Annotated in this window: 12 protein-coding genes; all 12 read right to left on the bottom strand. The window is 71.1% G+C overall.

Going from position 1 to position 13,185, the window contains the following annotated elements:
* Positions 1–355: DUF4184 family protein (locus LQV45_RS08625; protein ID WP_230006643.1), on the bottom strand; the 355-nt coding region annotated here is incomplete at its 3' end.
* A 1-nt stretch (position 356) separates the two neighbouring features.
* Positions 357–1,670 (bottom strand): tyrosine--tRNA ligase, encoded by a 1,314-nt coding sequence (tyrS, locus tag LQV45_RS08630; protein ID WP_230006644.1) that lies wholly within the window; start codon positions 1,668–1,670, stop codon positions 357–359.
* 49 nt (positions 1,671–1,719) lie between these two features.
* The gene (locus LQV45_RS08635; RefSeq protein WP_230006645.1) at positions 1,720–2,433 is read right to left on the bottom strand and encodes a hypothetical protein; all 714 of its coding nucleotides are present in this window, start codon (positions 2,431–2,433) and stop codon (positions 1,720–1,722) included.
* Entirely contained in the window at positions 2,430–3,077 is a 648-nt protein-coding gene (locus tag LQV45_RS08640) for a SatD family protein (protein ID WP_230006646.1), read from the bottom strand. The genes LQV45_RS08635 and LQV45_RS08640 overlap by 4 nt, the downstream gene beginning before the upstream one ends.
* Positions 3,078–3,126: 49 nt before the next feature.
* Complete coding sequence (argH, locus tag LQV45_RS08645) at positions 3,127–4,557, bottom strand: argininosuccinate lyase (protein WP_230006647.1); 1,431 nt, start codon at positions 4,555–4,557, stop codon at positions 3,127–3,129.
* Between the two features lie 42 nt (positions 4,558–4,599).
* Positions 4,600–5,718 (bottom strand): heparan-alpha-glucosaminide N-acetyltransferase domain-containing protein, encoded by a 1,119-nt coding sequence (locus tag LQV45_RS08650; protein ID WP_230006648.1) that lies wholly within the window; start codon positions 5,716–5,718, stop codon positions 4,600–4,602.
* Positions 5,715–6,641 carry an ornithine carbamoyltransferase gene (argF, locus tag LQV45_RS08655; RefSeq protein ID WP_230006649.1) on the bottom strand — a complete coding sequence of 309 codons (927 nt, stop codon included), beginning with the start codon at positions 6,639–6,641 and terminating at the stop codon, positions 5,715–5,717. The genes LQV45_RS08650 and argF overlap by 4 nt, the downstream gene beginning before the upstream one ends.
* Positions 6,638–7,888 carry an acetylornithine transaminase gene (locus LQV45_RS08660; RefSeq protein ID WP_290370225.1) on the bottom strand — a complete coding sequence of 417 codons (1,251 nt, stop codon included), beginning with the start codon at positions 7,886–7,888 and terminating at the stop codon, positions 6,638–6,640. The genes argF and LQV45_RS08660 overlap by 4 nt, the downstream gene beginning before the upstream one ends.
* Positions 7,885–8,787, bottom strand: a complete 903-nt coding sequence (gene argB, locus LQV45_RS08665) for an acetylglutamate kinase (RefSeq protein WP_230006650.1) — start codon at positions 8,785–8,787, stop codon at positions 7,885–7,887. Before argB ends, LQV45_RS08660 begins: the two co-directional genes overlap by 4 nt.
* Positions 8,784–9,941 (bottom strand): bifunctional glutamate N-acetyltransferase/amino-acid acetyltransferase ArgJ, encoded by a 1,158-nt coding sequence (argJ, locus tag LQV45_RS08670; RefSeq protein ID WP_230006651.1) that lies wholly within the window; start codon positions 9,939–9,941, stop codon positions 8,784–8,786. The genes argB and argJ overlap by 4 nt, the downstream gene beginning before the upstream one ends.
* Entirely contained in the window at positions 9,938–10,987 is a 1,050-nt protein-coding gene (gene argC, locus LQV45_RS08675) for an N-acetyl-gamma-glutamyl-phosphate reductase (RefSeq protein WP_230006652.1), read from the bottom strand. The genes argJ and argC overlap by 4 nt, the downstream gene beginning before the upstream one ends.
* Positions 10,988–11,379: 392 nt before the next feature.
* Positions 11,380–13,185: phenylalanine--tRNA ligase subunit beta (pheT, locus tag LQV45_RS08680; protein WP_230006653.1), on the bottom strand; the 1,806-nt coding region annotated here is incomplete at its 5' end.

Genomic DNA, 13,185 nt, shown 5'->3' on the forward strand with positions numbered 1-13,185 from the left:
GTGCGAGAGAGGCGACGAGCCAGAGCACGGCCGCGACGCCCCCGCCGACGGTCTCGCGGAACGCCGATCGGGCACCGGCATCCCACTCCGTCGGCAACCGCTCGGCGACCGGCTTCGGCGTGAGTTCGCGCACCGCGGGACGCAGGACGCACCGCCAGACCACCAGAAGCACGAAAGCGACGAGCACCGTCACGGGCACCCACAGCGGATCGTGCGTCATCGCGTAATCCGGCACCATGCCTCGAAGGAACAACGGCAGGTCGGGTGTCATCGCCCCCACGGCGATGGCCGCCGGCACCAGTCGCGTGCGCACGAAGGGGAGTGCGACGACGGCGTGGCTCGGCGTGAAGGGCATGTCAGCCGACGAACACTCCGGCGAGGGTCTTCTTGCCGCGACGGACGACCGACACTCCCCCGGGTAGAGACCCGGTGACCACGACATCGTCGGAGCCGACCTTCTCGCCGTCCAGGGAGACGCCGCCCTGCGCGATCGCTCGCCGCGCCTCGCTCAAGCTGCTCACGAGTCCCGTCGCCGTCAGCGCATCCACGACCGTCGAGCCCGCGGCGAGCGACGCGTGCGGGAGTTCTTCGAGAGCGGTACGGAGCACCCTGGCATCCAATGCGCGGAGATCACCCTGACCGAAAAGAGCCTCGGTGGCCGCGATGACCGCGTCGGCTGCCTCGGGGCCGTGCACCGTCGTGATCACCTCGCGCGCCAGTCGCTTCTGCGCCGCGCGACGGAAGGGCTCTTCGGCGACGAGACGGGCGTACTCCTCGATCTCGGCGCGGGTGAGGAAAGTGAACACCTTCAAGCGTTCGACGACGTCGCGGTCATCGGTGTTGAGCCAGAACTGGTACATCGTCCAGGGGCTGCACATCTCGGCATCCAGCCAGATCGCGTTGCCCTCGCTCTTGCCGAATTTCGTGCCGTCGCTGTTGGTGATCAGCGGCGTTCCGATGGCGTGGGCGGAGACCCCTTCGACGCGACGGATCAGATCGGTGCCGCTGGTGAGGTTGCCCCACTGGTCACTGCCGCCGGTCTGAAGGACGCAGCCGTACGCACGGTAGAGCTCGAGGTAGTCCATCCCCTGCAGGATCTGGTAGCTGAACTCGGTGTAGCTGATGCCAGCCTCGGAGTTCAGCCGCGCGCTGACGGCGTCCTTCTTGAGCATCGTGCCGACCCGGTAGTGCTTACCGATCTCGCGCAGGAAGTCGATCGCGCTGAGGGGAGCCGTCCAATCGAGGTTGTTGACCATCCGCGCGGCACTGTCGCCCTCGAAGCTGAGGAAACGCTCGACCTGCAGACGCAGGCGGTCGACCCACTCGGCGACCGTCTCCCGCGTGTTGAGCGTGCGCTCGGCCGTAGGGCGGGGATCGCCGATCAGACCCGTCGACCCTCCGACCAGACCGAGCGGCCGGTGACCGGCGAGCTGCAGCCGACGCATCGTGAGCAGCTGGACGAGGTTACCCAGATGAAGGCTCGGCGCCGTCGGATCGAAACCGCAGTAGAAGACGATCGGGGGGCCGGCGAGGAGATCCCGCAGGTCGTCCTGATCGGTCGAGACGTGGATCAGTCCGCGCCAGACCAGCTCGTCCCACACCGAATCGAAGGCGGGGTCGTTGGCGGGCTCGAGAGCGCGAACGGAAGCATCGTCGAAGGGCGCGGACACTCTCCCAGGCTATCAGCGGCGACCGGGCGCCTCGGTTGTCGGGCGCCGGTCAGACGCCCCCGACACCCCACCACACGAGGAACGCTGCGGCGAGCGCCGTGACCCAGCTGACGAGGCTCCCGATGAGGAAGTACTCCGCGCGATCGCCGCCCTCGCCGTCGCGCGAGATCTCGGGGAAACGCACGATGCCCTTGGCCGCGAGGACCGCCGCCAAGAGGGTGTAGGCGCCCGCGAGGGTCAGCGCGAAGACCAGGATGCGCTCGAGCGGGCCGATCAGACGCCCGCCGCGCAGGGTTCCGGGAGCGTCGCCGGTGGAGGGGGCCACGCGCTCCCCCATCTCGGCGCGCAGTGCGATACGGACGACGGCGTTGCCGGACTCGAGGAGGAACAGCAGACAGCCGGCGACCAGGAACAGGACGTCGACGGAGAGGCCCTCGCGCGGACCGTACGCGACCCACACCGCCCCGACCAGTCCGGGGCTCGGACGTGCGGGTGCCACGACCACACAGGCGGCGGCGGCCACGCCCAGCAGCCCCACGGGCCAGAGTCCCGCCCGCGCCGGGCCCGATTCCGGCACGACCCAGGTCCAGATCGCGGCGACGGCGACGGCGAGGAGGCCGGCGACGATGGCATCGGCCCCGGCCGACAGCGCCACCAGCACCGCGGCCGCGATCACGAACGCCACGATGCGGCGACCGGGGACGAGGCGGCGCACCAGGTCGACGCCGCCGACCGCGACCAGGAGCAGGCCCGCGGCGATCACGACGCACTCCCGGAGCTCAGCGTGAGGAAGCCCTCGACGACAGCGGCCGACCCGGCGGAGGCGAGAGCCTGCGACACCGCGGACTGCGTGATGCCCTCGTCGGCGGCGAGATCGCGCTGCGACCGCCCCAGGCATCGGCCGTACGTGAGACGGCGCGTGCGTTCGCTCATCGACGACACCAGGTGATCGCGTGAGAGCACGTAGGCATTCGCCAGCGCCACCTCGTGCCGCACGGCGGCATCCGCGGATTCGGAGGCCTCGACCCACGTGCGCGCGAGGGGCGCGAGGCGCTGCTGCATCGTCTCGACCCGCTCGATCGCCGCCCGGGCCGCCCACCACGCGGGCCCCTCGGGGATCGTGCGCCCGTCCAGCTCGACCGGACGCACCTCGCCGAACCCCACCCCGAAACGGCAATCCACGCCATCGGGCAGGTTCAGCCGCACCAGAAGCAGCGATGCCACGGCCGCGCCGATCGTGGCGTACTCGCCCTGCAGTTCGTCGCCCACCACGGCCGTGAGCGGGGCGAGCGCGAGCGGGATGTCGCCTTCGGTGCGCGCGACGGCCGCCGCGATCGCACGCTGCGCCTCGGCTCGATCGCCCAGCTCGCGGGAGCGGACGATGTCGGCGATGACGGCGGCGATCATGTGATCAGCTTATGGCTTATTGATCATGATTGATAAGCGAATAGCTGATTCAGATACCGAGTGAGTGGGCGGCGGCCTGAGCGCGCGACACCAGTTCGGCGCGCTGATCGTTCACCCGTTCCGGCGCGGTTCCGCCGGCGCCGGTCCGACTCGCCACCGATCCCTCGATCGACAGCACGCCCCGTACCTCGGGTGTCAGCGACGGAGAGACGGATGCCAGGAGGGCATCGTCGGCGTCTTCCAGACCGATGCCCCGGTCTTCGCACGCACGCACCAGCGCGCCGGAGATCTCGTGCGCATCGCGGAAGGCGACGCCCTGCCGCACCAGCCATTCGGCGACGTCGGTCGCGAGGGAGAATCCCTGCGGCGCGAGCTCGGCCATCCGGTCGGTGTGGAAACGGAGGGTGGAGATCATCCCCGAGAACGCGGGCAGGACGAGCTCGAGGGTGCGGACCGAGTCGAAGACCGGCTCTTTGTCTTCTTGGAGGTCGCGGTTGTAGGCCAGCGGGAGACCCTTGAGCGTCGCGAGCAGACCGGAGAGGTTTCCGATCAGTCGTCCCGCCTTGCCGCGGGCGAGCTCGGCGATGTCGGGGTTCTTCTTCTGGGGCATGATGCTCGACCCCGTCGAATAGGCGTCGTCGAGGGTGACGAAGCCGAACTCCCGCGTGTTCCACAGGATGACGTCCTCTGCCAGACGCGAGAGATCGACGCCGATCATCGCGGTGACGAACGCGAACTCGGCGACCACGTCGCGCGACGCCGTGCCGTCGAGGGAGTTCTCGGCCGGACGCGCGAGGCCGAGGCGGTCGGCGACCAGCTGCGGGTCGAGACCCAGAGTCGCCCCGGCGAGCGCACCACCGCCGTAGGGCGAGACCGAGGCCCGCACCGACCAGTCGCGCAGGCGCTCGATCCCGCGGACGAACGCCCAGCCGTACGCCTGCAGGTGGTGGGCGAGCAGCACGGGCTGCGCGTGCTGCAGGTGCGTGCGACCGGGCATGATGGCCGACTCGTGGGCGGCTGCTTGCGAGACGAGCGCGTCGACGAGCCGGAGCAGCTCGCGCGTGATGGTTCGGGAGTGGTCGAGCAGGTAGAGGCGGACGAGCGTCGCGATCTGGTCGTTGCGGCTGCGTCCGGCGCGGAGCTTGCCGCCCAGGGCCGGGCCCACCGTCTCGATGAGCACCCGCTCGAGGGCGCCGTGCACGTCTTCGTCGCTCGGAGCGGCGACGAGAGTGCCCGCCCGTACCCGACCGGCGAGGTCGTCGAGACCGGCGTGCATGTCGCGCGCCTCATCGGCGGAGAGATAGCCCGCGGCTTCGAGCGCGGCGGCGTGCGCGTGCGAACCGGCGATGTCGTACAACGCGAGGTCCCAATCGAAGTGCGTGGAGCGGCTCAGCGCCGCCAGCTCGGGAGAGGGCCCGCCCGAGAAACGGGCACCCCACAGGGCGCCCTCGTTCGTGGCCTGACCGGTCTCGCTGCTCATGCGTCCCAGCCTAGCGAGAGCAGCGGACACCACCCGGCCGGGTCAGGGCACGGGCGCCGGGGGCGCGGCATCCGGTCGGGCGGGCGCGCCCACCACGCGACGCACGATGCCGTCGATCAGCGCCTCGAGCGGTCCGCGGCCGATCAGGAGAGCCCACGCCGTGCACGCGGCGACGAGCCCCAGTGTCAGGGGCAGGAACAGTCCGGCCTCGCGCACGCCGAAGAGGTCGGACGTGTCGCCGAGCACCGCGGCGGCGAACATCGCCCACACGACCAGCTGCACCACGTAGGCCGTCAGCGGAAGGGACCCGACGGCCCGAATCGGGATCGCCGGCCACCGCAGCGGCGTCCGGCACACCAACAGGCACATCCCGATCACGGCGATCGCGAAGCCACCGGAGCCGATGACCTCCCACACCCCCGACGAATGCGCCTCGGCGCTCCACACCGCAGCGACGTACGGCCCGGCCACCGACACGGCCGGCCCGGTCACGATCGCGACACCGTACCCGAGGGCGGACAGCGCCGCTCCGATCACCGTGATCGCGGCTTGCACGGGCAGCCGCCGCAGGTCGAGGCGCCCGAGACCCATACCCGCCAGGAGGAACGCGATCCAGACGGGGAACGGATACGCCCACCCGACCAGCGCCTGCAGCTCCTCTCCCCCGCGTCCGTTCCACAGCGGAGCAGCGTCGAGAACGGGGAAGACCCACGGGGCGACGGCCGCGACGAGGGCCGCGGCCAGAAAGAGACCGCGCGGCCGCATTCCGAGGAACGGCAGCGACAGCGCGAAGAGCAGCGCGTACGCCGGGAGGATCACGTAGACGGGGACCCCGGTGAGCACCAACAGGATGCCGATCACCCAGAGCAGGCCACCGCGCAGGGCCAGCCGCCCGGCGGCGCGGGCACGGGCGGGCCCCACGAGGGGGCGCGTGCCCCCGGTGACCAGCGCGATCGAGACACCGGCGAGTGTGGCGAAGAGGATCGACGAACGGCCGTTGACCACGTCGAGCCAGGTCGACGGGTCCTCCGCATCGAACGGATCGATCGTCACCAGATGCGCGGCGAGCATCCCGACCACCGCCAGTCCGCGCGCGAGATCGATGCCGACGAGCCGGGCCGGGCCGTCGAAACGGCCCCAGGCCCGGCTCGCCCGCGTCATCGGTCCTGACGCAGCAGCCACACCAGCAACGCCTTCTGGGCGTGCAGTCGGTTCTCGGCCTCGTCCCACACGACGCTCTGCGGACCGTCGATGACCTCGGCATCCACTTCGTACCCGCGGTCGGCGGGCAGGCAGTGGATGAAGATCGCCTCGCCGTCGGCGCGCGCCATGAGGTCGGGGGTGACTTTGAACCCACCGAGATCGCGGATGCGCGCGATCTTCTCCTCTTCCTTGCCCATCGACACCCAGGTGTCGGTGACGACGACGTCGGCCCCGGATGCCGCGCCCTCGGGGTCGCAGGTCAACGTCACCGACCCTCCCGTCGCCGCGGCGATGCGCTCGGCGTCGGCGATCACGTCGGCGCGGGGCGCGTACTCCGCGGGGGACGCGACGCGCACGTGCATCCCGGCCGTGACACCGGCCAGGACGTACGAGTGCGCCATGTTGCTCTGACCGTCGCCGAAGAAGGACAGCGTCAGACCGGCCAGCTCGCCCTTGTGCTCACGGATCGTGAGCAGGTCGGCCAGCAGCTGGCACGGGTGGAAGTCGTCGCTGAGGGCGTTGACGACGGGGACGCGCGTCCCCCGGGCCATCTCTTCGAGCCCGGCCTGCGCGTACGTGCGCCACACGATCGCGGCGACCTGCCGCTCGAGCACGCGCGCGGTATCGGAGGGGGTCTCCTTGCCGCCGAGCTGGCTGTTCGCGGTGGAGATGATCAGCGGGGAGCCGCCGAGATCGGCGATACCGACCGCGAAGGACACGCGCGTCCGCGTCGAGGACTTGTCGAAGATGACGGCCACCGTCTGAGGACCTTCGAGCGGCTTCTGGGCCCAACGGTCTTTCTTCAGCTCGATCGCAAGGTCGAGGATCTCGGCCTGCTCGGCCGGGCTCAGGTCGTCGTCGCGCAGCAGGTGGCGGGTCACGCGGGGGCTCCTTCGAGGATGAGGGCGTCCGAGACGGTGGCCAGCGCCGCGCCGAACAGGGATAGGAACTCCGCGATCTCGGCATCCCCGATGATCAGCGGCGGCGCGAGACGGATCGTGTCGTCGTTCGCGGCGTTGACGATCAGACCGTGCTCCTGCGCGGCAGCGACGACCGCCTTCGCGACGGGGCTCGTGAGCTCGACACCCAGGAGCAGTCCACGTCCGCGCACACCCGCGACCAGCGGCGAGCCGAGCGCGACGATCCCCGCGCGCAGCTGCGTCTCGCGGGCGGCGGCGTTGGCCACGAGGCCGGCGGACTCGATCTCCTGGAGCACGGCACCGGCGACGGCGGTGCCCAGCGCGTTGCCGCCGAAGGTCGAACCGTGCGTGCCGGGGAAGAACAGCTCGCTCGCGGCTCCGAAGGTGATGAGCGCGCCGATCGGGAACCCGCCGCCGATGCCCTTGGCCACGGTGATGGCATCCGGGACGATGCCCGCGTGCTGGAAGGCGAACCACTCGCCGGTGCGTCCGGCACCCGTCTGGATCTCGTCGACGATGAGCAGGGCCCCGTGGCGCGCGGTGATCTCGCGCGCGGCTTCGAGATAGCCCTCGGGAAGCTCCACGACGCCCGCCTCGCCCTGGATGGGCTCGACGATGAACGCCGCAACGCGATCGTCGACGGCGGCCTCGAGCGCGTCGACCGTGGCGTCGATGTGCTCGACCCCCGGCACCATCGGGAGGAAGTCGGCCTGCAGCGCCGGCTTGCCCGTGAGCGCGAGCGCGCCCATCGTGCGTCCGTGGAACCCGCCCTTCAGGGTCAGGATGCGTGTGCGCTCGGCGCCCCGGCCGTGCAGGCGGGCGAGCTTGAACGCCGCCTCGTTGGCCTCGGCACCGGAATTGGCGAAGTAGACCCGGCCGGTCTCGCCGGTGCCGGCGAGCCGCTTCAGCCGGGCCGCGAGCGCCAGCTGCGGCGGCGTGGCGAAGTAGTTCGAGACGTGCGTGAGGGTGGCGGCCTGCGTGGAGACCGCCTCGACGAAGGCCGGGTGGGCGTGACCCAGCGCATCGACGGCGATCCCCGCCAGGAAGTCGAGGTACTTCTTGCCCTCGCCGTCCCAGATGTACGCACCCTCACCGCGCACGAACAGCGCCATGCGGTCGCCGAAGCTGCGCACGAGGTCGCGTCCGGCATCCTCCTGCCACGAAGGGCCGCGCAGCGACGTCGATTCCTGTGTCGTGTCCGCGTTCACGCGACCACCTCCGTTCCGATTCCCTTACTGGTGAAAAGTTCGACGAGCACCGAGTGCGGCACGCGGCCGTCGATGATCGCGGCCGTGGGCACTCCCCCGTCGACGGCGTCGAGGCACGCCTGCATCTTCGGGATCATGCCGGACTCCAGCCGCGGCACCATCGCGCGCAACTCGGTCGAGGTCAAGTGCGACACGAGGGAGTCGCGGTTGGGCCAGTCGGCGTACAGACCCGGGACGTCGGTGAGGACGACGAGCTTCGCGGCCTTCAGCGCCACCGCGAGCGCGGCCGCCGCGGCATCCGCGTTGACGTTCAGCGACGCACCCGGATGGTCGAGGTCGGGCGCGATGCTCGACACGATCGGCACTCGGCCCGCGGCGAGGTGATCGAGCACCGGCTGCGGGTCGACCGTGACGACGTCGCCGACCCGGCCGAGATCGTGCTCGACCCCGTTGACGACGACGCCGCGACGGCGACCGCCGAACAGCCCCGCGTCCTCGCCGCTGAGCCCCGTCGCGAGCGGTCCGTGCGCGTTGACCTTGGCGACCAGTTGCGGGTTGATCTGGCCGGTCAGCACCATCCGGACCACGCCGATCGCCTCGGTCGAGGTGACGCGGTAGCCGCCGCGGAATTCGCTCGGGATGTCGAGCCGCTCGAGCATCGACGAGATCTGCGGTCCTCCGCCGTGCACGACGACGGGCTTGACCCCCACGTAGCGGAGGTAGGCGATGTCGGCGGCGAAGGCGTCCTGCAGCTCGTCGCTCACCATCGCGTTGCCGCCGTACTTCACCACCACCACCTGGTCGCGGTACTTGCGCACCCACGGCAGCGACTCGACGAGAGTCACCGCCCGCTCGCTGGCTTCGGCCGGATCGGTGTCCTGGATATCGATGTCGCTCATGAGGAGTAGGCGCTGTTCTCGTGGACGTAGTCGTGCGTGAGGTCGTTGGTGCGGATCGTGGCCGCGGCCTCGCCGACCCGCAGGTCGATGACGAGGTCGGTCGCGCGCGGGGTCAGGTCGACCTCTTCGCGCGGACGATCGGGTCCGCCCGCGGTGCACACGCGCACACCGTTCATCCAGACGTCGACGTCGTACGGGTCGAAGTCGGCGGACGTCGTGCCGATCGCGGCCAGGACGCGTCCCCAGTTGGGGTCCTGTCCGAAGATCGCGGCCTTGAAGAGGTTGTTGCGGGCGACCGAGCGGCCGACCTCGACGGCGTCGTCCTCGGAGGCTGCGCCGACGACACGGATCGTGATGTCGTGGCTGGCGCCCTCGGCGTCGCCTTGCAACTGGACGGCGAGGTCGTCGCACACCGCGGTCAGCGCGGCGGCGAACTCGTCGGCATCCACCCGGATGCCGCTGGCACCGCTGGACAGGAGGGTCACCTGGTCGTTCGTCGACATGCAGCCGTCCGAATCGAGGCGATCGAAGCTCACCCGGGTCGCCGCGCGCAGGGCCGCCTCGGCCTGGGCGGCGTCGAGCACGGCGTCGGTGGTGACGACGACGAGCATCGTGGCCAGCCCGGGAGCGAGCATGCCCGCGCCCTTCGCCATGCCGCCGATGGTCCAGCCCTCACCGTGGTGAACCGCGCGCTTGGGACGGGAATCGGTGGTCATGATCGCCAGCGACGCGTCCTCGCCCCCGTCCGCCGAGAGGGCGGCGACGCCCTTCTCGACCCCGTCGAGCACCTTGGCCCGGAAGACCTCGTCGCCGGTGCCGATCAGTCCGGTCGAGCACACGACCACGTCGCCGGCCCCGACCCCGAGGAGCTCGGCGGCGCGCTCGGCCGTCTGGTGGGTGGTCTGGAAGCCGAACGATCCGGTGAAGCAGTTCGCGCCGCCGGAGTTGAGCACCACGGCCTCGACGACACCGTCGCGCACGACCTGCTCCGACCACAGGATGGGGTTGGCCTTGGCGCGGTTGGAGGTGAAGACGGCGGCACCCACCTTGTGTGGGCCGCGGTTGACGACCACCGCGACATCGCGCGCGCCGGTCGATTTCAGGCCGACGGCGACACCGGCCGCCTCGAATCCTGCGGGGGCGGTCACGCTCACGGGGCGACTCCGTTCGTCGGAAGCGCCGTGGTCTCGGGGAGACCCAGCGCGATGTTCATGGACTGCACCGCGGCGCCCGCGGTGCCCTTCACCAGATTGTCGACGGCCGCGACGATCACGACGCGATTCGCCGCGCGGTCGATCGCGAGACCGAGGGATGCCACGTTCGCGCCGAGCACGTCGGCCGTCCTCGGGAACGTCCCCGCGGGGAGCACCTCGACGAAGGGCTCGGCGGCGTAGGCGCTCTCCCACGCGTCGCGGATCTCGGCATCCGTCACGTCCTCGCGGATCGGCGCGGAGGAAGTCGCGAGGATCCCGCGCGCCATCGGGACGAGCACGGGGGTGAACGAGATCCGGATGCCGTCGACCGGCGCCCCAGCGGCGCGCAGCGCCTGGAGGATCTCGGGGATGTGCCGGTGCGTGCCGCCGACGGCGTAGGGATTGGCGGTGCCGAGGATCTCGCTCGCGAGAAGGTTCGTCTTCGCGGCTTTCCCGGCCCCGCTCGGGCCCACCGCGAGCACCGAGACGATGTCGCTCGGGTCGATGACACCCGCAGCCACGCCGGGAGCGAGCGAGAGCGACACCGTCGAGGCGTTGCATCCGGGGGCGGCGATCCGCGAGGCCCCGCGCAGGAGCTCGCGCTGCTTCCCCCCGCCCACGAGGAGTTCGGGAACGCCGTACGCCCAGGGCTCGGGGTGGACACCGCCGTAGAAGGCGGCCCAGTCCTCGGCCGAGACGAGCCGATGGTCGGCGCCGGCGTCGATGACGAGCGGCGTGTCGACCAGGGCGTCGGTGTACTGCGCGGACTGCCCGTGCGGGAGGGCCAGGAAGACGACATCGTGACCGGCCAGCACCTCGGGCGTCGTGGGCTGCAACTCGAGATGCGCGAGGGAGCGCAGATGCGGCTGGTGCGCGAGGAGGGGCTGCCCGGCACTCGAGTGCGCGGTGACCGTGCGGATGTCGACGTCGGGATGATCGGCGAGCAAGCGGAGGATCTCGCCGCCCGCGTAGCCGGAGGCGCCGGAGACGGCGACCGAGAGGGTCATGGATCCACCTTAGGAGTCGGGGCTGGTGCTGCATTCAGCGTGAACCGGGGCGGCGACGCCCGTATGCCCGACCGACGGCGGGTTACGAGGTCGCCGAAACTCGGCGTGCGACCCGACGTCGACGCACCACAACGGTGCTCACGGAGAGCTCCTCGTTGCAGACGACGATCGACGACATTCCGCGAGAGTATCCGGCCTGCGCCGACGGGAGCAAATCCGCCGCGAGAGGGCGCCCGTCTCGGCCGACGCGAGGGCATCCATCGACATTTCTCAGCTTGTCCCCCATTTGGGGGACAAGTCCGGGGTATGCTGATCGCACCTGCCCTCATCGTCGGCCACTTCCGACTGCCCCCTCGCCGGCGATGAGGGCAGGCACATGTCCGGGTGACATGTCAGCGACCCGGGACCTCCGCGCCCGCCGACTGCTCGCCGTCGCGCAAGACGGCCCCGAAGCGCTCGGCCGCCACCGCGACACCCGCGAGCTTGGCATCCGACGCCTCCGCCGCGGTCAGCGTGCGGTCCGCGGCGCGGAACCGCAGCGCGAAGGTCAGACTCTTCGTCCCCTCTGCCACCCCGGTGCCGCGGTAGTCGTCCACGAGACGGGCCCCCTCGATGAGCGGAGCTCCGCCTTCGAGCAGCGCCGCGCGGACGTCTCCGGCCGCGGTGCCGACCGGTACGACCACCGAGACGTCCTGCGTCGCCGCCGGGAACCCCGACAGGGATGCCACGACCACGCGGTTCTGCGCGCTCTCGAGGAGCGCATCCAGGTCGAGCTCCGCCACGAGGACACGTCCCGGCAGGTCGGCGGCCGCTGCGACGGTCGGCAGCAGCTCGCCCACGTAGCCCACGTCGGCACCCGCCACCCGGACACGCGCCGTGCGGCCGGGGTGCAGCGCCGCGCGCTGGGCCTGAACCAGCTCGACGTCGACTCCCGCGGCACCCGCGAGGATCCGCACGGCGTCGACCGCATCGGCGAGGTCGGCCGCGACCGCGGCCTGCCCCGGCTGCTTGGGAACGAGGTTCCCCGTCAGCAGCACGGCGACGTGCCGACGCTGCGGCGGGATCGAGGCATCCAGCGCCGTCAGCGTCGCGGCGTCGGGACGCACCGCCAGCGGCGGGACCGACGCGGTGCCGTACTGCACACCGGGCTTGGGAAGGAACACCGTGCCCGCCTCGAACAGCGCGAGGTCGACGATCCCGCGCGAGAGGTTGCGGTGCGCGACCTGCAGCAGGCCCGGGACGAGCGAGCGCCGCAGGAAGGGCGCCAGACCGTCGAGCGGGTTGGCGAGCTTGACGCTCGGCAACGTCTCACCCGAGGGCGAGCCGTGCAGGTCGTTCTGCTCGGCGGTCGTGAACGGGAACGAGGGCGTCTCGACGAAGCCCGCCGCGGCCAGCGTGTTGCTCACGCGACGACGGCCCTGCTGAGCGGAGGTCAGACCGCGCCCCGACGGCGGCGTGGGCAGCACGGACGGGATCCGGTCGTACCCCTCGATGCGCGCGACCTCTTCGGCCAGCGTCCACTTGTCGGTGAGGTCGGGACGCCATGACGGCGCGACGACCGACCAGCCGGTCTCGCGGCGCTCGACGGTGCACCCGATCAGGCGCAGCGCACGCTCGACCTCGTCGTCGGTGTACTCGACGCCGATCAGCCCCGATACGAACCCCGACGGCAGGACGATCGCGTCGCGCGCGAAGGTCTCGGCGAGCGATCCGCCGACCTCGGTGTCGAGAGAGCCACCGGCCAGCTCGACCATCAGCGACGCCACGCGCTCGGCCGCGACGAAGGCGACGAGCGGGTCGACGCCGCGCTCGAAGCGCCGCGAGGCCTCGGAGGGCAGCTTGTGCCGGCGCGCCGTACGGGCGATCGAGACCTGGTCGAAGGTGGCTGCCTCGATCAGGACGTTGCGCGTCGCATCGCTCATCTCGGTCGGGCCACCGCCCATGACGCCCGCCAGACCGATGGGGCCGGACTCGTCGGTGATGAGCAGATCCTCGTCGTGCAGCGTGCGCACCTGGCCGTCCAGCGTCTCGAGCTTCTCGCCCGCCGTCGCACGACGGACGGTGATCCCCCCCTGCAGACGGTCGAGGTCGTAGCCGTGGATCGGCTGGCCGAGCTCGAGCATGACGTAGTTCGTGATGTCGATCAGGACACCGCGCGACCGGATGCCGGCGAGCGACAGGCGCGTGATCAGCCACCG

Source organism: Microbacterium sp. Bi128, assembly GCF_918698205.1.